This is a genomic window from Colwellia sp. 12G3, from assembly GCF_002836775.1.
GTDB lineage: Bacteria > Pseudomonadota > Gammaproteobacteria > Enterobacterales > Alteromonadaceae > Colwellia.
Genome location: NZ_PJAQ01000066.1, coordinates 127801 through 149552 on the forward strand (window position 1 = coordinate 127801; position 21752 = coordinate 149552).

The 21752-nt window shown below is 37.4% G+C and carries 17 protein-coding genes; all 17 read right to left on the bottom strand.

The window, feature by feature from the left end; all coding sequences use genetic code 11:
• Positions 1-54 precede the first annotated feature (54 nt).
• Complete coding sequence (locus CXF71_RS14930) at positions 55-1545, bottom strand: tryptophan halogenase family protein (protein WP_101233747.1); 1491 nt, start codon at positions 1543-1545, stop codon at positions 55-57.
• 50 nt (positions 1546-1595) lie between these two features.
• Positions 1596-2612, bottom strand: a complete 1017-nt coding sequence (locus tag CXF71_RS14935) for a cupin-like domain-containing protein (RefSeq protein ID WP_101233748.1) — start codon at positions 2610-2612, stop codon at positions 1596-1598.
• 51 nt (positions 2613-2663) lie between these two features.
• Positions 2664-3392, bottom strand: a complete 729-nt coding sequence (locus CXF71_RS14940) for a SapC family protein (RefSeq protein WP_101233749.1) — start codon at positions 3390-3392, stop codon at positions 2664-2666.
• A 63-nt stretch (positions 3393-3455) separates the two neighbouring features.
• Entirely contained in the window at positions 3456-5012 is a 1557-nt protein-coding gene (locus tag CXF71_RS14945; RefSeq protein WP_101233750.1) for a tryptophan halogenase family protein, read from the bottom strand.
• A 249-nt stretch (positions 5013-5261) separates the two neighbouring features.
• Positions 5262-8291, bottom strand: coding sequence for a TonB-dependent receptor (locus CXF71_RS14950; RefSeq protein WP_101233751.1), 3030 nt, complete (start codon positions 8289-8291; stop codon positions 5262-5264).
• 342 nt (positions 8292-8633) lie between these two features.
• On the bottom strand, positions 8634-9962 hold the full coding sequence (locus CXF71_RS14955) for a glycoside-pentoside-hexuronide (GPH):cation symporter (protein ID WP_101233752.1): 1329 nt from the start codon (positions 9960-9962) through the stop codon (positions 8634-8636).
• A 51-nt stretch (positions 9963-10013) separates the two neighbouring features.
• Positions 10014-11345, bottom strand: coding sequence for a GH1 family beta-glucosidase (locus CXF71_RS14960; protein WP_198559894.1), 1332 nt, complete (start codon positions 11343-11345; stop codon positions 10014-10016).
• 377 nt (positions 11346-11722) lie between these two features.
• Positions 11723-13246 (bottom strand): sensor histidine kinase, encoded by a 1524-nt coding sequence (locus CXF71_RS14965; RefSeq protein WP_101233754.1) that lies wholly within the window; start codon positions 13244-13246, stop codon positions 11723-11725.
• A gap of 26 nt (positions 13247-13272) precedes the next feature.
• A complete protein-coding gene (locus CXF71_RS14970) occupies positions 13273-14049 on the bottom strand; it encodes a response regulator transcription factor (RefSeq protein WP_101234207.1) in 777 nt (258 codons plus the stop codon).
• A gap of 53 nt (positions 14050-14102) precedes the next feature.
• Positions 14103-14855, bottom strand: a complete 753-nt coding sequence (locus tag CXF71_RS14975) for a spondin domain-containing protein (protein WP_101233755.1) — start codon at positions 14853-14855, stop codon at positions 14103-14105.
• A gap of 9 nt (positions 14856-14864) precedes the next feature.
• The gene (locus CXF71_RS14980) at positions 14865-15584 is read right to left on the bottom strand and encodes a spondin domain-containing protein (protein ID WP_101233756.1); all 720 of its coding nucleotides are present in this window, start codon (positions 15582-15584) and stop codon (positions 14865-14867) included.
• A gap of 336 nt (positions 15585-15920) precedes the next feature.
• Entirely contained in the window at positions 15921-17000 is a 1080-nt protein-coding gene (locus tag CXF71_RS14985) for a phosphotransferase enzyme family protein (RefSeq protein WP_101233757.1), read from the bottom strand.
• A gap of 130 nt (positions 17001-17130) precedes the next feature.
• Complete coding sequence (locus CXF71_RS14990) at positions 17131-18015, bottom strand: nucleotidyltransferase family protein (RefSeq protein ID WP_101233758.1); 885 nt, start codon at positions 18013-18015, stop codon at positions 17131-17133.
• 235 nt (positions 18016-18250) lie between these two features.
• Positions 18251-19552 carry an ATP-binding protein gene (locus CXF71_RS14995; RefSeq protein ID WP_101233759.1) on the bottom strand — a complete coding sequence of 434 codons (1302 nt, stop codon included), beginning with the start codon at positions 19550-19552 and terminating at the stop codon, positions 18251-18253.
• 5 nt (positions 19553-19557) lie between these two features.
• Complete coding sequence (locus CXF71_RS15000) at positions 19558-20292, bottom strand: response regulator transcription factor (RefSeq protein WP_442871940.1); 735 nt, start codon at positions 20290-20292, stop codon at positions 19558-19560.
• A gap of 35 nt (positions 20293-20327) precedes the next feature.
• Positions 20328-20750, bottom strand: coding sequence for a DUF3019 domain-containing protein (locus CXF71_RS15005; RefSeq protein ID WP_101233761.1), 423 nt, complete (start codon positions 20748-20750; stop codon positions 20328-20330).
• A complete protein-coding gene (locus tag CXF71_RS15010; RefSeq protein WP_232771504.1) occupies positions 20740-21660 on the bottom strand; it encodes a MipA/OmpV family protein in 921 nt (306 codons plus the stop codon). Before CXF71_RS15010 ends, CXF71_RS15005 begins: the two co-directional genes overlap by 11 nt.
• Positions 21661-21752 lie beyond the last annotated feature (92 nt).

Sequence of the window (21752 nt, forward strand, 5' to 3'; positions counted from 1 at the left end):
ACTGTTTCTTCTACACAATTATTAATTTTATATGCAAGTTTAAGATGCCGGTGGCTATTTTGCTGTTGCTTTACAATATTGCTTAATAAAATCTAAGTGATCAGGCCAATTATCAACTTTACGTTTTACTGTTGACTTAATGTTATCTAAAAAGCTTTGTAGTTCATTATCACCCATTAAATCAACAATAGGGTGGTATTGTTCAGGCATTAGACCCTGTCCCATCATGACTTGTACCCAAGATGTTTCTCCAAAAAGTTCTTCTTCTTTTTTGAATACATTAGCACTTTCTTTAAATAACGACATACGGTGTTTAAGCGTTTCAGGGATATCCATATTGCTGCAGTATCGCCAAAACTCAGTGTCTTTACGGTCGGTTAAATTATAATGTAAAATAATGAAATCTTTAATGCTGTTAACTTCATCTTTACTTTGTCTATTAAATTCATCAACTTCAGCTTGCTTAATCCCTTGCGACGGAAACATTTGCATTAAACGTATAATGGCTTTTTGAAATAAATGAATACCCGTAGATTCTAGCGGTTCAATGAAGCCTGAAGATAATCCAATAGCAATACAGTTTTTATTCCAATGTTTACGACGTGTACCTGTTTTATATTTTATAACACGCGGCTCATTTAGCAGCTCACCTTCAATATTGGCTAATAAGGTTTGTGTCGCCTCTTCGTTAGACATGTATTTACTGCAAAAAACAAAACCGTTACCGGTTCGGTTTTGTAAGGGGATTTTCCACTGCCAACCAGCGTCTCTTGCAATAGAACGTGTATAAGGAACAGGTTTAGTCACCGTTTTAGTTTGTACCGCTATCGCGCTATCACAGGGTAAAATGTGTGACCAATCCTCATAGCCAGTATTGAGTGCTTGTTCAATTAACAAGCCTCTAAAACCAGTGCAATCAATAAATAAGTCACCTTCAACTACCTTACCATTACCTAATTCCAGTGAACTAATAAAGCCACTATCTTCATCTAGAACCACTTTATCAATACGGCCTTCAATACGTTTTAAACCATGTTTTTCTGCTATTTTTTGTAGAAATTCAGCATATAAACCCGCATCAAGGTGATAGGCATGGTTAGAGGCTTGGTCCGCTTCTACGGCAAACTTTCCTTCCCTAGCGCCTAAGTGTTCTGGTACGTAATCACCTATGTCTGAAACTATGCCACGCTGTTTTCCCTTCAACCAAAAATGTTGAAAATCAGCCGCCCAGCAATTTTGACCTAAAAATCCAAAGGAGTGAATATAGTCTTTATTAACATCACGCCAATTTTCAAATGAAATACCCAACTTGAACGTAGCATTCGTCGCTGCCATAAACTCTTGTTCATTAATGCCTAATAATCGGTGAAAAATATGCAAAGTAGGTATGGTTGCCTCACCAACTCCCACGGTAGGGATGTCATCTGATTCAACAAGGACAACGTTTAAATTTTTACCGAACAGCTTGGATAATGCCGCTGCTGTCATCCAACCCGCAGTACCACCACCGGCAATAACAACTCTTTTTATGGCTTTGTTATTCATTAAATTATCCTTACAAATATAATGATTAGTTTTAAGAAGATGTTTTCAGATTATATTTTTAGTTTATTAAGTAAGTCAGCCCTGATTTTTTTTGCTGAATTTACGTCTAACGGTAGAGATAACATCCCCTTAACAAAATCAGGAATATGATCTAAATCGTTTTCTTGATGATCAAAAATATAATAATCAAAAATAGCTTTCCATGCCTGTCTTTGTTCTAAAGGAAGATTTCTCAAACTTAATATCGCTAATTTCAATGCATTTTCTGGTCGTCCCATAAACGCAGGACTATCACGCCACCAATGCGTTACGAGTACATTAAAGGCACTTAATGCTTTGACATGATGCCACCACATAGCAGGAAGAAATAATGCATCGCCAGCTTGCAAATCTGCAACTTGAGCGGCTTGTAATGCTTGTTTAAATTTAGGGAATCTTTTGAAATCAGGTTTTTCAAAATCAATTAAACTAATATCACGACCACCTGGTGATATTTCCATCGGCCCAATATACAGGTTAGCTATCTGCTCTGGTGGGAATAAAGTAAATCTTCTTTTACCTGCAACACAACATGCGAGGTTATTTGGGAAATCATAATGTGCGGCTATTTTACTTTGATTACCAATCCAAATACTGGTTAATGGTTTTAGATGGTCAATTGAAGCATTATTTTCATCATTATAACCAGGCAGCCAAGCATTAATTTCTGTTGAGGCAACATAGATTGTGGGTGGTTTATTATCTGTTGCGTGTTCTAACAATTTATCTAAGACAATATTAAGATCTGCACTAATGTTTTTAAAATTAAAACCACTCATGTCATCATTATAAAAAACACGCCCTTGCGTTTCAGGCTCGCCATAAGCACTAAAAACAGGCTTGTTATTATAAAGTTTACGTAAATAATTCGCAGAATGTTCAGGCGACTTTTTACTTTCAACCACCATCGGCCACTTATCACCAAAACCTTTCAAAATAAGCGGCTGTGTTGATGATAAAACAAATTCAGGTATATCACCCGGTTGACAATTTGTTATCTCTTTAACTTTATTTGCTATCGCCAACATTTGCACATACCAAGTTTAAATTTACGATGAAAAAGGATGAGTCTAAATGGATTAAAGGCCAAGTCTTTCATTTTTCTTACTGATTAATGTTCTGACATTCGCTTGTGATGCAATTGTCATATAGATTGCTTGTAAATATCCTTTTTTCTGCAATGACTTTAAAACATCACTACTCAGTTCATCTAGTTTTTCTTCGTTAATAGTATAAAAACCAAGCATTTGGTTTTTTGATTGATCATTAAGAGTGATATCTAAAGTCACTGATTCCAACAATTGATGTTCATTTAAAGTATCAATAAAATCATTACTATCGTTGACCCCATGGTGAATAGCTTCAAGTAGATCTGCAACTTTATCTAAATAAGGACTATTGCCACCATGTTCTAAAAATATAGATTCACCTTGTTCTTGATTAACACGGGGGTTATCAAGATCAATATTTAGCATCCTTTGCTGCTTTTCAACACCTTCTTCATTTAGGGTTTGTATACCGATTAAAAACGGCTGTCTAGCAACCATCGCTGGAATATAATCCGCAGACCACTTATTGTCAGAGAGGAATAAGTTCTCTTTATGTTCAAAGCCAAACAAAGCAAGTGGGAAGAATTTACCTGTATCTGGGTTCTTATTAAAAAAAATGGGGTAATAAGCTTGTACACTTTTAAACTCCATCGGAAAAGTTTGTACATACCATAGATTGTCACCATAGGATGCAGACCGTTCAGTGATTATTTTTAAGTTTTGGTGATCGATGTTATTTAGTAAAACAGAATTTGTCATTTTTAATTCCACACATTGGTTATATTTATTTCAGTTAAAGAAAGTTACTGTATTTTTGTCATGCTAAATTTTGGGTAAACCATACTTTTTAATTTTGTTAATGAGTTCACGGTTTGTTGGTAAAATGGATAAAAGTTTCTGTGTTTTTTTTATATTATCATTAAATAATTTATCTGCTTTTTCAGCATGACTCACCCTTTTTTTGTGTCCTAATGGGTCAGTGACGAAGTTCATACCATATAAAATGTATTGAAAACTAGCTGGCGGAAACATTTCTTCAGTGTGCGTTGCGTCATAATTATAAGGTGGTTGATAACGCCATAGTTTTATAAGTTCTTGTAAACTTTTAGGTATACTGTTTTCATTTTTATTATCTAGCCAATAAGCTGAATCAGTTCGTTGACTTAATACATAATGTAACTTTAAAAAATCGACTACGTTTTCCCAACGATGCAAAAACTTGTCATTAAAACGTTTGGCTATAATATCCATGGTCTGGCGATTTGCAGGCAACTGCTCACTGATCATTTTTGCCGAAAGTTCAATTAATGCTAAAGCAGAGGCTTCTAAGGGTTCAATGAAACCCGCAGCCATACCAATTGCGACACAGTTTTTATGCCAAAATTTTTCTCTGTGCCCCGGATTCAAAGGTATTCTTCGTATCATCACTGAATTAGCAGTATCTTCTCCCATTGAGGGGACTAAATAATTACGTAACTCTTGTTCTGCTTTATCATGTGATATATGTACACTGGAATAGGTATATCCAACACCTCGTCGTGATGGCAGTCCTATATCCCAAACCCAACCTGCGGTTTGGGCTGTAGATGAAGTAAATGATGCAATAGGACTGTCACTATTTTCGTAAGGCACATGTACGGCCATTGCAGAATCATTAAATAAAATATGTTTTTTACTAATAAAGGGAATTTTATAATGTTGAGCTAATAATAATGATGATGTCCCAGTGCAGTCGATAAACAGATCGCCGAATATATCCCCTTGCATTTTTGTGGTAATCGACGCTATATCACCTGTTGCAGATGAGTTTATTTTAGTGACATGATCAATAACGTGTTTTACACCTAACTTAACGGTGCAATGTTTTTGTAAAAATTGACCAAATTTACCTGCATCTAAATGGTAGCCATAATTGGATGCAAAGGAATATTCAGCGGTCGTTATTTGTTTTGGCGCTAAACCATGAGCACCTAAATGACTTTGCTCACAAACGGCATCTGCAAAACTAATTTTATCACTGAAAGGTTGCCAATATGATGAAAGATTTATCTCATTAAAACCATTTGGCAAGGTGAAAGGGTGGTAATAGTGCTCGTTAGTATTGTTCATCCAGTTAGTGAATTTCGAACCTTGTTTAAAGCTTGCATCGCATTCTAGTAAAAATTCAGTTTCAGAAATCCCCATTTTTTGCAACGTACTACGCATTGATGGCCAGGTACCTTCACCAACACCTAGAGGTGCAACATCTGCCGATTCAACTAGTATAATCTCGATCCCTGAATCTTGGTTAGTAGAATGTTCAGCAGCGATAACACCCGCTGTTAGCCAACCTGCAGAGCCACCACCAACAATTACTATTTTTTTTAAGGGTTCATTCATAAATTTTGTTTCTTAAATTGCTCACTAAAAATTAGGTTTGATTTACTAAACTATATCGTGCCTTAATGTGTCTAACTACTGCTATTTAGATGATATTGAGATAGCTGAATATTTTCAAATATAGTTAATATAGCCAATATATGCACCTAAGTTTTTTGTGAAAAATTTATTCCTGTTTGTAATAAAAATAAAAGCCGCATAAATTATTAATTTAGCGGCTTTATTATTCCTAAATTACCAACGTTATTATTAGAACGTATAGCGAGCGCCTAAAGCAAAACGAGCACCCGTTTGAGTGTAATTTAATACTTCATAGCTACTACGACCGCGTGTACGTCTCTTTTCGTCAGTAACGTTAATACCGTTGAAGAATAAAGTTAAGCCTTCAACTAGCGATACATCGTAATTGACCGCTAAATCAATTTGGTTGTACTCTTCTACATACACTGGAGAAGCCCCTACATCTCCTTGGAAATGAGATGTTAGGTATTCATCACGCCAGTTGTAGGCAATACGTATAGAAAAACCATATTTCTCGTAGAAAGCTACCACGTTAGCCGTATCACTAATGCCAGTTTCAGCGACTTGATCAGAGTCATAGTTAACGCCATTCTCATTAACGGAGCTACCAATAGAAGCATTATCATACGAATTATCAGAGTTAACTAAGGTATAGTTAACAATCGTACCAAAACCTGTATCACCGAATAAATGTTGTACGGCAAATTCAACACCGTCAAAACCTGATTTTTCGGTAGAGTTAGCAAATGATGCAATATTAAATTGTACTAATGGATCTTCCGGACGACCGTTTATTTCTACATTACCACCAACAACATTTACCGATGGGTCAGTAATGTTTTCAGAAATCCACAAGCGTTGAGCCGGACGATCGTCAGCTTCAACACCAGCTGCAATAGCCTGTTGTACAAACGGACTGGTCAGCGCGCCAGGGTTAGTAAGATTATCTTGGGTATAAACAGTCTCTGTACGGATACTTTCGTTAGTAATATCTTTTTGGAAATAACCTAATGAAATATAGCTACCTTCGCCATAATACCATTCTGCCGAGAGGTCGAAATTTGTAGCTTCAAGGGGTAATAAGCCTGCATCACCTGAGTTACCAGCACCAGGACTATTTACTCGCGCTAATCCACCTAGTGATGTACCGCCAATCATTTGACCATAACTTGGGCGACCAATCGTTTCACTAAAAGCAGCACGAAGTATAATGTCGTCGGTTACTTCTAAATTGAAGTTAATGCTTGGTAATACATGATCATATTTACCAGTTTTGGTTTGAAATTCAGTTCCACCGGATAGAGTTAACGGTAATTCAGTATCGCCAACCCAAGTTGTTGCGTTAAAACCAGGAACATTTGATGTGGTTGCAATTTCTGTTTCTTCATAACGTACACCTAAATGTACATCAAATGGCATGGATCCTATTTCACCATCATAATTATATTGGAAGTAAACAGCGGTCATTTCTTCTTTGGTATATTGATCTGTACCAAGTGCATAATCGGTTGAAGGACAAAAAGATGAACCACAATCACCAATAATACCCGGTTGTATGGATAACGTATCTTCAGCAATTTGTCTTACGTCAAGAAAGTCAAATTCAAAATAGGTATTTAAAATATCCGGCGCCCAATCAGTGCCAGTAACGTCTACAAAATCACTGAAATCCCCACCACTTTCGTCAAACTGATCTAAAATAGTTCTACGTGTAAAGTTTTCATCTCCAAACGATCCAGGTTCACCTTCACCACCCCAGTTATTACGTTGTACCGTTCTTCTTTGGTCACGATTTTCAGCTGTTGTCATGGCTATGCCAAAGTCTATACTGCCCGCTTCTTCAAAGACAAAAACACCATTAAACTGATGTTGCTCAATGTGAGAATGATCTTGCTCATTACTAAAAGCACTACCTGTTACTTGCATATCTGACGCCACTACCGCATTACCACCACGTACTGCAAGCGTCGGTAAAACACCTGTAAAGTCAGTAGCTGATGCCGTACGAATAAGCGCTCGTGCCGCTAAGTTGTTATTAGATCCATACTCATTATTTGGTGTGTTTTCAGCGTCTGAATCATGATAATCGTACGAGAGGTTCAAGCTATCGTTAACTTGCCAATCAAGGTTAAAACCTATTGAAGAGGTTTTATCACGTATACCATAATCACCAGAGCCCATCGCTAAATCTGTTGGATCATCATAAACTTCAGAATGTAATAATGGTGAGGCTACATTGCCTGATGTCCATACATCAACAGCATTTCCAGGAGAGGCATACCAAGCTGAAACATTCGCTACTTGTGTATCTTGTTCTTTTTGAATGTAGGTATAATCTAATGTCGCCGTGATGTTTTCCATCGGGCTGTACTGTAATACTAACTGAGCGTTAGTTCTTTCACGTTGTACTTCTTCAAAAGTATAAAAAGTGGTTTGTGGAACAGAATAAACGCCTGGGTTTTCATTACGGTTAAACTGATCACTTCGACCGTTTTCTATAGGACCAAAACGATTATTGCCGTTGATGTCTTGACCATCAGGGTCATAACTTCTCCAACCAGTACTTACACCTGCTTGTTGATTACCACTTTCACGTTCTGAATAACTTGCCGAAAGAGAAATACCAAAAGTATCATCAGCAAACGTATTTGAATACAAACCTGATAATTCAGGAGTCGTACCACCGGTCTGTGCTGAGGTATCATGTAAAGCTTGTGCACTAACAACTGCGTGCATGCCAGGGTTATCTAGTGGTCTATTCGTTTTAACATTAATTGTTGCACCAATGCCACCTGTAGACATTCTTGCCATCGATGTTTTGTAAACTTCAACACCACTGATGCCTTCCGCTGCAACGTTTGAGAAGTCAAAAGAACGATCACCTGTTGTATTAGGCATTTGACGGCCATTTAACAAGATTAAATTACGGTCTGCACTAAAGCCACGAACAGATACTTTACTTCCTTCACCATTAGAGCGGTCAATTGAAACACCAGTAATACGTTGTAATGATTCTGCTAAGTTAGAGTCTGGAAATTTACCTATGTCCTCTGCATTAATCGCATCCACAATACCACTTGAAGAGCGTTTAATATCCATTGACTTGATCATACTGCTACGGATCCCCGTAACTTCAATCACTTCAATGTTATTTTCTTTTTCTTCTTCAGCAGCAAAAACGGGTGCTATCGCCGTTACTCCTAAAATTATTGATAAGCTTTTAGCAAGTTGAGTCTTTTTAAAATTTGATTTCTTCATGTATCTCCCCTAGGCATTTCATTTTATAATATTTATATTTTCTGGAAGCGCTTCCACTTTAGTTTAAAAAAAATATGATGGTAATCTGGAAGCGCTTCCACAAATTAAAGCAGTTTCATTACAAGGTCAATACAAACTTGTTAAATAATGTAAAAATTATTTAGAGCTTCTACTCATTTTTTTGTGTTTTAAATGCTACATTATTGAATTAGCTGTGTTTATATAATGCGCACATATTGATGTATGTTTGTACAAGGAAAGGTGTGTTTTGAAACTGAACAAGTGAAGACTAATCACATATGAACGTGATTAGTCTTTTGAAATAGACATTATATCAGTGGATTATAAGGCTTGTTTTTGTAGTGCTTGATGGATTTCATCAACTTTTTTATCATCTAAGGTGTACCAACGCATTACCCAGGCAACTAAGATTGAGCCTAAGGCTGGAAAGACAGTAAATGATAGCAGTATACCCTGTTGGGTAAGTTCTGTTTGTTCTACATCCGCTTGATAACCATAATAAGCTAATGACCAACCGGCTAATGCTCCGCCGACAGCGACCCCTAGTTTGATAAAAAATACTACGGCCGAATAAATCATGCCAGTAATACGAATACCTGTTTTCCAGTGACCGTAATCGATGGTATCGGCCATTTTTGCCCACAACAGTGGCGTTGCCATTTGTAAGAAAAAGTTCCAGAAGAAAAATAGGGTGAAAGCCATGAAGATTTGCTCTTTACCGACAAAGTAGCTAAGAATACAAATGAATGCAGCGATGGATTGTAGAGCGATATAGGCTTTAATTTTGCACACTTTTTTCGCTAACGTTTGTGATAAACCGGCGCCAAGAATACTGCCGATCATGCCTAAGGTCATAAATAAGGTAATTTGGTCTGGTTGACCAAGGTAGTATTTCACATAATAAACCGCAAGGGTTCCTCGTAAAACTTGACCGCTTAATAGGAATAAACCAGCAACACACAGTATTCGCCATTGATCGTTTTGCCACAGATGAGAAAAATTCTCTTTAAATGTTGAAGCTTGATCTTCTGGGGGACTGACTCTTTCTTTTGTTCCAGCAAAACAAAGTAGAAAAAGTATAACGCCTAAGCTACTCATGGCGATCATCGTGTATTGATAACCTAACGCTTTGTCACCAGCGCCAAACCATTCAACTAATGGCATAGTACCTGCGGCAACAATTAAGCCGCCGAGCATACCAAAAACAAATCGATAAGATTGTACACTGACGCGTTCTTTTGGATCTGCGGTTAGCACGCCACCCAAAGCCGAGTATGGAATATTGATGGCAGTATAAACAATCATTAATAAACTATAGGTAGCAAAGGCGTAGATGATTTTACCATTTTCTGATAAATCAAAGGTTGAAAAAGCTAAAACACTAATGAGACCAAAAGGAATGGCTAACCAAAGTAAATAGGGTCTAAATTGCCCCCATTTAGTTTTGGTGCGATCAGCCATAGCCCCCATTAAAGGGTCGGTTATTGCATCAAATATTCGTACAACCAGAAAAAGAGTACCCACTAACGCCGGAGATAGACCAACGACATCTGTATAATAGATAAGCAGAAACATCATCACCGTTTGGAAGATGATATTACTAGCCGTATCGCCTAAGCCGTAGGCAATTTTTTCTTTTATTTTAAGCATTTATATCTCATCTGTTAGGCTGTTCTTTTATATTCTTTAATCTAACCTAAATTATTTTCGTTGATTAATAAAGTCTCTATAAGCATAACCACTTGCTTTAATGGTGCGTTTTTGAGTTTGATAATCGACATAAACAATACCAAACCTTTTCATGTAACCTAGTGCCCATTCAAAATTGTCCATTAAACTCCAAGCGAAGTAACCTCGAATATCAACCCCAGCTTTAATCGCCATATCAACAGCATTTAAATGGCTGTTATAGTAATTAATTCTGTGTTGATCATCGACGATATCATTTTCTATGGTATCTGGCATCGCCGCGCCATTTTCGGTGATATAAACCGGTGGTAATGTATAGGTTTTATTTAAAGAGACTAATAAGTCAGTAAAACCTTGCGGATATATTTCCCAGCCCATATCGGTCAATGGCACATTTTTGGGCTCAACTTCGCTAAATATATCTTTTTCATCGGCTTGATAAACAGCTCTACTGTAATAATTTACACCCAAGTAATCAATTGGGTGAGATATTATTTGTAAATCGCCTTGATGAATTTCTGGATGATGAGAAACTGGCAGTTGTGATAATATTTCAGGGTATTGGCCATCGATAATAGGTTTTATATACCATTGATTAAAATAGTCATCTGCATATTTTGCAGCATTGATATCGGCTAAATTTTCAGAAAGCGGATAACAAGGGGTAAAGTTAAGCACTATGCCGTTTAAGGTGTTTGGACTGTGTTTTTTTAATACTTGCATCGCTAAACCATGGGCAAGTAATAAGTGATGAGCCGCTTTTTTACCAAATTGTTTACCTTTAATACCTGGCGCATGAATGCCTATTTCATAGCCTAAATAGGCACTACAAAAAGGTTCGTTGAGTGTTGCGTAAGAATGTACACGGTCACCAAATGCTTTCACCACTATTTCGGTATATTCTTGAAACTTATAAGCCGTTTCTCTATTTAACCAACCACCTTTATCCTCAAGATGTTGAGGAAGGTCCCAATGATAAAGGGTAACAAATGCTTTTATGTTAGCGGCCTTTAACTCATCTAATAAATTAATATAAAACGTAATGCCTTCATTATTAGGGCTACCATCTTGATTAATTACTCTACCCCACGAGATAGAAAGACGATAAGCATCAACATTTAAAGATTTGATCATTGCTATATCATTTTTCCAAAGGTGATAATGATCGCAGGCAATGTCCCCGTTTGAATTATCGGCGATATTTCCTTCATCCGCACAAAACGAATCCCAAATGCAGGGTAATCGCTGAGCTATTCCACCTTCAATTTGAAAGGAAGCAGTAGCGACTCCGAAGAGAAAGTCTTTGGAGGTTAATTTGGAATCATTTGGTAAAGATATTTTCATGGTTATTTATAATACTTATTTGCTGTAGTTTAAGTTTTGTTGGTAGCGCTTCCAAAATCCCCTGCGTGAAACTGGAAGCGCTTTCAATTTAGCTTGGATAGTTTTGAAGGTCAATATATTTCATTACTACTTATTGTATTATTTATATATCGGTAGGGGGGAAGTATTAGAAAATACAGCGCTTAAGCTGGGTATCGAAATGATTGTAAGATAATTATTTAACCTTGTAGATGTTATATAAAAGGATTACTAGTCGTTATCTTCGAGAGTAGTTATTCATCGTTAACGGATAATATTTTTTAAATATAATCCGTTAACGATAGTTAATGATTTCCAACGAAGCTTACCTCTTCCTTTTACAAGATTACATTGTTTAATTATATGGTTTTCAATGATAATGAAAACTTACAACCATGTCCTAATTCACTGCTGACCATCAACTCTGAATTTAAAATCAAGGTCAGTTTTTGGCTAATAGCTAAACCTAAACCAGCATGATGGGTACTATCCTCAATAGCATTACTTGCGCGATATCTAGCGTCAAATATATAGGCTATATCCGCTTTACTTATGCCGCTGCCATTATCAATAACTTCAATTTGGACTTTACTACTTTGCTTATCGTTTTGCCTATTATTCTGCTTAGTGTCACTTTGACTGACGTTAATTATTATTTCCCCGCCCTCGTTAGTATGACGAATCGCATTTTCAATTAAATTAGTCATAATGCGCTCAAGTTTGGCTATATCAGAATAAACCATAAAACGACATTGTGGTGGTTGCAACGTTAATGAAATATTCTTCTGATCCGCTTTGAGTACAAACTTTGCCATGATGTCATGTAATAACTCTCCTATGGCAAAAGCTTCTAGGTTGACGGTTACCTGACCATTTTCTAAGTGGGCTAATTCAAATATTTGGTCAATTAGGCGTTTTAATTGCGCGATACTACGCTGTACTGTTGCTAAGTATTGTGTACGCTCAATATCTGTAATTGAGTCAGCTTTGATTACTAGTGTTTCAACATAACCTTGCATTGTCGCTAACGGTGTACGTAGGTCGTGAGATAAATGAGCTAATAACTCGCGACGTATTCGGTCGTTTTCAGTCAATAAAGAAAATTGCTGATTAATTTGTACCACCATGTCGTTAAACGTAGCACCAAGGAAATGTACTTCATTATGATTAATACTGTGATTAGAGGCCGTACCCCATTCCTTTAATTGAATTTTTGTTTGGTCAAATTGTACAGCTTTAAGCGCTTGCATTTGTTTTGCTAGCTCTCTTACAGGGTTAGTAAAATAGTGAAATACCGCTAATAGAACCAATAGAAGTAATAACAAGCTGGCGATAACAAAGGCACCGTATTTCTGTAAATCTTTATCCCCTTGTACTTGGCTAAAAATAGAATCATAAATTTCGCCGCCAATAATAATATATAAATAGCCCTGTAGCAGATCACCTTGATAAACGGGGGAAGCTGAAAATATTTTTTTATTACTAAATCCACGTGGATCATCACCAAAAACAGGGACTTTTTGTGGGTTAGCAATTAACTGTTTGAGTGGTGTTAATGAAACAGTCTTACGTTTGATTTTAGCCGGATCGGCGGAGTAAGTTAAAATATTACCTTGAGCATCTAAAAAATAAAATTCAAAAGCAGGACCTAGTAACATCAGAGTATGAAAAAGGTTTTCTAAGGCGGCTTTATCATAAACACCGTCTTGTAATAAGGGGTTATCATGGGCTAAATGTTCAGCGAGGTTTAGGTGTAATTTTTGCTCGGCTTGGTACTTTGATTGCTGTACCAAAGAGTTACTCCAAGCAACGAGTAATGAGGCCATAATTATGAAAGCAGCACAGAGTGTTAATGCTAAACGTTGGTAAAGTGATATTTTCATTAAAGAAAGCCTTACTATTTTTTAAATTATAATGCTACAGAGGGCATTACGCCGGCGGAGTTAAGTTTATAACCCACTCCCCAAACGGTTTGGATTATCTTTGGTTCGGTACAATTTTCTTCAAGTTTATTTCTAAGACGATTAATATGAGAATTAACGGTATGTTCATAGCCATTGTGATGATAACCCCACACACCATCAAGTAATTGAGCCCGTGAAAATACCTGATCAGGGTGTTTACAGAAAAAATCAATCAATTCAAACTCGGTAGCGGTTAAGTTAATCGCTTTATTTTTATAGGTCACCTGATGATATCTATGATCAACCTGCAACTCTCCTATTGATGTGCCTGTTTGCTCTAATATCTCGGATTTCTCAAGTGTTTTTTCTTCATCAGCTAGACTCTTAACTTCACTTGAGTTTTTAGCTATGACCGCATGAACCCTGCGTAATTGACTTCTTACACGGGCTTGTAATTCTCGAATACTAAATGGCTTAGTCATATAGTCGTCAGCACCTAACTCAAGTCCCAATATTCGGTCTATTTCTGACGTTTTTGAAGTCAGCATAATAATGGATTGTAAGGGTTTTTCTTGTCTAACTTGTCGACAAATATCTAAACCGCTAATACCGGGCAGCATCACATCAAGTAAAATAAGTTGGTAGTCTTTTGTCAAAGCCTGTTGTAAAGCTTCGTTACCTTGAGTACAAATATCGCAATGTAAATCTAGTTCGGATAAATGCACTTTAATAAGCTTAGCAATATCAATTTCATCTTCAATAATTAGAATCTTATCTTTCATATTTTGGCCAATGAGTGAGCTTAGTAATACTAAGTCCACCCATTGGCTTAGTACTACTTAGTTCGAGTAATGGTTAATTTAACCGCAGGGTTATCAAAACGATGAGCCTGAGTTAATACTGAACTTGATAGACCATCATCTTTGCTAACCACACCGGAGTGATAGCCGACTAGGTCGATATCATTTCGTGTTGCATCATAACCAACCCCACCATCAGCAGGGCCAGGAATAGTACCGACGGCTTCGCTATTTTGCTCGGTTCCTGCATCATAGACATTTAATCGCCATGATTTTTCTTGGTTAAGCGTCAATGTTGATAGGTCTACACCAGTAAGACCCGAGAAAGCATCATTTGTATTCACTAACATGGTCGCAACCGTTAAATAAGTTGCCATCGGCTCGGTGGTACTGATGTCTAACGTGACGCTAGCACCCGGCGGAACTGCACCTTCACTGGTCATCGTCGCCATATTGCTTGTCAATGCAATGAAGTCAGCATTGTCGCCACCTTCGGCTAATTTTTCTAAAGCAACAGAAGCAGATTGACCCACTTGCCACATTTTAGCATCACCGTGCAAAGCTATCGCAACAGGCGATAAAGGTTGTGCATAGGTTAGATTAGTTAGCGTTACTGAATAGCTATATTCCATAGCGGGCGTTACTGGTACGACAGGCACAACCACTACTTCTTTAGCGACATTGTCGTTATCATTACAAGCGGCTAGCCCTAATGTAAATACGCCAGCTATAAGCAGTTGCACAGTTAGTTTGTTGGTACTCTTTTTTTGAGTGATAAAAGTTAACATGCTGCCCCCTTATTGCACGGTAATAGTAAGTTTAGCAACAGGGTTTAACCAACGTTGCACGCTATTGTTAATATCACTTGTACCGGCAGACATATCACTATCGCCTAAGCTGCCACGGTGAATATGTACTTTACTGTTAGACTCCATATCGGTAACTCCGGTACCATTCATGCCGATGACCGCTTCTAACGGTGGTGGTACAGGCATGCCAGCTTCGCCAGGGGCGCCACTGCCGCGTAGTTCATTATTCGCTTCAGTACCCGCATCATAAGCGTTTAAAAATACGGTATAAGTGCCGGCTGCTTCAGGTATTACCCAGCTATCTAAACCGACAAAACCATCATTAGAAGGTAATACCATAGCGGCAAGTGATAAATGTGTATTGGTGCTGTCATTGGTTAAAGTAAAACTTGTTGACATCGCAGGAGCTAATAAACCTGCAGCGGGATTTTCATTAATATTAGCGTCGGCATTGTTTAACATACTTACTAAGCCTGAAATATCACCACCTTCGGCCATTGCTTGTAGTTCAGTACTGGCCATTTCACTCGCCATAAAAATGTGATTGTCGCTAGCATGCGCTGCTGTAATAACAGGGGTAAAATGCAAACCTTGCGTTAAGTTTGTGACAGTAATGGATAATTCTTGTGCCATAGTCGTTGAACTTGCAAGAGAGAGTGCTAGTACAGTTAATACCGACTTGATTGGCGATTGCTTGATTACTTTCATGATACTTTCCTTTGTAGGTAGATTTATGTTGTTTTGTTTAACTAAAAGAGAGTATGAAGTGGAATTATCGCTGGGAGATCACATGTTTATCACATTTTGTTGAAGAATTAATCACAGAAGTATCACAAGAAAGAATAATGACAAAGAGGTAAAGATAAGGGTGCTAATAAAGTATGGAGGAAGTAGCGTGAAATATAGAAAGTGCTTATAGGGGGTTTTACATCCACTTATCTGAAAGCTTACTAACAGAAAAGTGAATGTCGTCTTTACGTTTTATTGATAGTAGGTATTTTACAATAGAGCACTTGTTACTAGATGGCTTACTAGTAACAATGATTACTTAGCTAGTTTTACTAGCTCAGGCTCAGCTTCACATACTAGGCTAAACAATTGAACTTGGCTGATTGCACGATCTAAGTTGTGATTTTCACGGCTTACTTGGAAATAGTTATCGCCATTTAAATGATCTGTTAAAAAACGTGTGCCGATAATAAATGGTAATAATTTAGCGCCAACAATTAAACTCTCTTTTTCAAGTCTTGTCATTTTATCGCCAAAAGCATTTTGATAGCTTTGAATAAGCGCTGCAAATATATCAAGCTTGAGAACCATTTTATCTGTGCTGGTATCGTCTTCTGCAAGGTTACTGCAACACGTTCTAACCATGTCGCCAAAGTCATGCATTAGTAACCCAGGCATACAGGTATCAAGGTCGATAACTGCACACGGCTTATCACCTGAGGTAAATAAGAGATTGTTTATTTTAGTATCGTTGTGAGTTACATGCAGCGGTAACTGCTTACTGATGTCGACCACATGATTAATAAAGCTTTGTTGATCAAAGCAAAAATTGACTAAGGCTTGGCAGTCCGCTAAGCGATCTTGCAGATCATTAGTTACCGCTTCTTTAAGTTGTAGCATGCGAAAACTAATATCATGAAAATCCTCGATAATGACAGCGATGTCATTTGCAGGGAAATCGGCCAACGCACAACTGAACTGAGCGAAGGCTGTGGCAACAAGTGCAGCTTGCTCTGGAGATTCAACTTCTTCTAGGGTGTAAGAGTTGCTGATAAACTCCATTAAACGCCAGTAATTATTGCCAATTTTAATGCAGGTTTCACCGGCTTTAGTATGTAGTTGTTGTGGTACTGCTAATGGATAATTGCCGTTGTTTTTTTGCTGTAATAAATGCTGATTGATTTTTTGGGCATTACTGCTCAACTCTACAGTTTTAGTAAATATGTCATGGTTGATTTGCTGTAAGACAAACTCAGCTTCAGGGGTGGTTAATTTGTAGGTATTGTTAATGTGACCATTACCTAAAACATTAATCTCAGCTTTAGAAAAGTCAAAGTCGTAGTTATTTAGGACCGTATCAATATCAGTGTGTAGTGATGCTTTTTTATTATCCATTGCTTTTATTACTTATATTGTAGTGACTATCTTGTTAGCAATGTGGTGTTTCTAGTAAGTACTTACCAGCGGGCTTATGCTAATACCTTAACCTGTGACAAATTAACCTGTGACAAATAAGCGCAAGATGTTACTCTTTTTTAGCAAATAGTGCAGTAACTTTTTTATGTACTTGCTTGCTGTCCTGCGGGTAGGTTAAGCCAAACCAACTGTCATTAGTACTGAGTACTTTTACCTTTTTGTTGTTTTGTTGGATTTGCTGCATGACCACAGCGGGTAAATAACATTCTTTATTTAGCTCACTTTCTTGTTCATTTGCGAGTGAAATTGTGTTTATAACGGCATGTTCTAATGCCTGAAATATATCGATAGTGAAAAACCAGCAGTTCATCGATATTAAACATTCAGCGTCTAGCTCTATTTGTTGTTGGCTCGCACTGAGGATGCCAGTTATTTTCTGTTTATCAGCCTTTATTTGCTCGCATTCCTCAATGCTCGTTAAATACTTTTGTTTATCAAACTGGCATAAACCTCGATTGACACCGCCGAAATCTGACAAGGTATTTTGTAATTGATAAGCCACCATCAAATAGTCTAGAGGTGTTTTTTTTGCTTGTTGCAATAATAAACTAAATACTTGTTTACCATAGAAGTCATCAGCGTTGATCACGGCAAAACTCTCTTTGAGTAAATTGCGACAACACCAAAGTGCATGCGCTGTACCAAGTGGTTTGCTACGTTGCGTGGGTACCTTATAATTTTGTGGTAAATCGTCAAATGACTGATAGGTAAAAGCATAATCAATATTTTCAGGCAATCTAGTGATAACTTGCTGCCTTAATAGCAGTTCTAGTTCTGGGCGAATAACAAAAATTACGCGGGTAAATCCGGCAGCGACAGCATTAATTAAGTTGTACTCCATTAGGGTTAACTGCTGAGGGCCAAACTCAGCTAGTTGCTTATTTCCGCCAAAGCGGGATCCCAATCCTGCAGCTAAAATTACCAGGTTAGTCATCTAATTTGATATTCCTACAGTGTGTAATAACAGCCCAAGTTAAACGAGCTGAAAATATTGATAGTTTGCTATTATATAGCAAAGGAGATAACTGTAAAATGGGAGGGATATAGCCATTATTGAATAGGAAAATTATTCTGATTAGAAGTGGTATCTATTTCCCCACTTACTATCGGCAGCTAAAAAATAGTGAAGAGATAACTATAAAAACGTTATTTTTCTCTATTGATAATGATTAATCTAAAGGGAACTTCAAAGTAAAATTAGCGCCACAAAGTTGTGTGCCGTTATCAACGCTAATACTGCCTTGATGCCAATCCATCACCTTACTGCAAATCGCTAACCCTAAACCAAAGTGACCCTGCTCTCGTGTTCTATCTGCATCAAGTTTTACAAAGGGGCTGAAAATTATATCGAGCTTATCTTCACTGATACCTTTACCATCATCAGCGACGGTAATCGTCATTGAGTTTTGGTCAACTTTTAGCTGGATTTTTACTTGGTTCTCGGCATAACCGATGGCATTACTAATTAAGTTTACTATAGCGCGATAGCACCAATGATAATCTAGTCTATAGCTAAATGAATCATCTGAATGAATGATACTAATCTCAATGTTTTTTTGTTTGGCAAGCACTTGGCAATCGGTCATTGCGGAGGTTATTAATGCCAGAACATTGGTGGGTTGTTTTTTTAGATTTAATGCTTGTCGCTCCATTGATGCGTAATCAAGGAATAGCGATGTCATCTCTTCCATACGCGTTAACTCATTATCCATACGGGTCAAATAGCTGTTCTTTTTTTCAATAGATTTACTATCAAGAGCGGCTTCTATGCCAAAACGTAAACAGGCCATGGGTGTACGAATATCATGAGATAAACTGCGAGCCAAAATTTTATTATCGGCAACGAGTTTTTCTATTTTACTGGCCATGGTGTTAAAGCTTTGCTCTAACACTTTTATATAGGACAACTTACTGCTGGCGATACGTGCATCCAGCTGTCCTGAGCCAATTTTTGCTGCGGCATTGTTTAGTAGGTATAAACGCCTTGTTAAGGGAATTAGCCATAAAATCAAGATGCCGCAGATGCTTACATAGAGTATTAAGGTGAGGATAAAATTAAAATTATTATCTTCTGCGGTTTCAACGGGTAGTTCAATACGCAAGAGAAAGTCGGGGTGATTAGCAATGTTCTTTAATAAGTATTGATTGGTGCTTGAGGCAAGTAGTAACCCCCCTTGTTGCTTTAACTCTGCAACCAAAGAACTCGGTAAGGCGATTTTTTTACTCGACGCTAGGCTGGTGTTTATTTGATAATTCTGTTTAAAGTGTTCAACTTTATCACTTAACTGCGAGCGGTTAAGTGAGCTTAGTTCACTCGACAGACCGTCGAGTAAATGTCGATAAACTGTAGTGCCTTGTGTTTCAGTAACTTTATCTTCGGTTGAGTACTCGACAAGTTTATCTAATCCCCAACCAATAAAAAATAGCGAGCCTAATACAGTAAATATAATGCTAATAAATAGACTGCGCATGCTGGTTACTCAATGTCTCGCGTTGAATCTTCTTGCCAAGCATCACTAACAAATAAGTAACCTTTACCCCATATTGTTTTAAATTTTTGTGGCTTTTGCGGATCATCATTAAAGAGTTTACGTAAACTAGATAACATCACGTCAAACCGTCTATCTTGGCCATCATACTCACGTTTTTTCAACGCTTTAAAAACTGAATCTCTATCGACAACATTGCCAGCGTGTTGCGCTAAATAGGTGAGAAATGCAAATAAGCTTGTTGAGAGCTCAACCTCTTTACCTTGATAAAGCACGCGCTTTGCTTCTTGGTTAATAGTGAGATCACCAAACACAAGATGATTATTTTGGCTGTTATCCGTTTTATCATTATGGCTTAGTTGACGGTTAATTCTTGCTAATAAGGCTCTTGGGCGAACAGGCTTTATTACATAGTCATCAGCGCCCGCTTCTAAGCCTATCACTTCATCAAACTCATCAGCGCGAGCGGTTAACATAATAATAGGAACCGTTTTACTGGCTTCATGTTGGCGAATAAGACGGCATACTTCGATGCCATTTAATCCTGGCAGCATAACGTCAAGCAAGACAATATCAGTGGTGTTTTTTTTGATTACATCCAGTACGAGATCACCTCGCGCAACATGAGTAACATTAAACCCTTGTTCGCTTAAGTATTCACATACCCAATCAGCAAGGCTAATATCATCTTCAACTAATAAAATATTGTGCATGTTCTTTATTCCTACAATGTCTCTGGGGGCAACATAGTTATTAATTAAAATAATCGCCACCGGCGTTTGCGCGTGGTGTTTTTATGTTGCCAACTTACTTCGACCTGAGTTTCGGCTATTATTTTATTATCACTCACGGCACGCAATTGATATTTAATACTTTTGTTTGATTCGAATTCAATTTTAATTTGAACGTTATCATTGTCTTGCCAACAGCCTAACTGCTGTTTTTTACCTTCTTGGTATAAACAAAAACTTTGCTTTGAAGGGGATTGCCATGCTAACTCTACCGTTGCAAAACAGTCACGACCCTGTCTTAAGGTCACACATTGCTCGGGTAGGGCGGTAAACGCTACTTCAGCCTTAATTATTTTAAGCTCATTTGCTTTAACGTGCTGACAAGCGAATAAGCTATAAAGTAATAATAGCGGTACTATGGCAATTCCTTTGCCAACACTAGAATACATAAAGTACTCCAAGCATAACTTGGGTTACTTGGTTGGTGTTTACTAGTGGACTTTTTTTCACATCATTTGAAAAAATGCTGTGAGTCATCCCAGCTTGAAAAGACCAACTTGCCGATAAAGGATATTGCGCATAAAGTTCAGCTTGTCCTCTAAAACCGGCACTTGCAGTATATGCGGGTCTAATGTCAGTGACTTCATCACTGCCAACACCAATATAGTGATTAACAATATCTTGATTAAAATAGGTTAAACCAGCGCCAAAATAAATATCCCAATTTTTATAGGGTAATAAATAGCTGTAGAAACTATCAATGATTAGGCCACCAACATGGTCGCCATTAACATCATCGCTGGAACTACCATAAGCAAAATCAATGGTGAATAATGAATCTTGTAAATAGTGTGAGTAACGTACTGCAATGCCGATAGTGGCGTCACGTTCTCTTAAGCCTTTAAGTAACTCATCATCACCACCGCCATATTCAATGAGTGATTCCGAATCGTAACCTTGCATGTAAGCTTTGGCTATTAGATCAAGTTGCCAGTTATCTTCAACAACTAGCTGATAACCAAATTCAGTACTACCCAATAAAACACTAGAACGTCTTTGGTTCGTTTGTAAAAAAAAACCTTTATAAGAAATATCGATCAACAAACCAGGGATAAAATAATGTAATAATTCTTCCTGCTCAATGCCTGCTATGATTTTAGGATCATAGACAAAAGAGAGATCGAGTAGAAATTGCCATTCAAATTCATCTTTAATGACTGGTTTGTTGTCATTATGGTCTTGGATCTCGCTGGTATCTTGCCCGTAACTTAAGGAACTAAATAACAATAAACTCAGGACAAGTAACCAAGAAAAGCTTTTATTGTGTATTCGTCTGATATTATTTTTTTTAAAGGGCATAGCAGAGCACAAAGAATCATTACAAAAAGTAACTATATGTTACCACGGTGTAAATGATACTTGTGCTTAGGCGCTCATTTTTATTGTTTAAA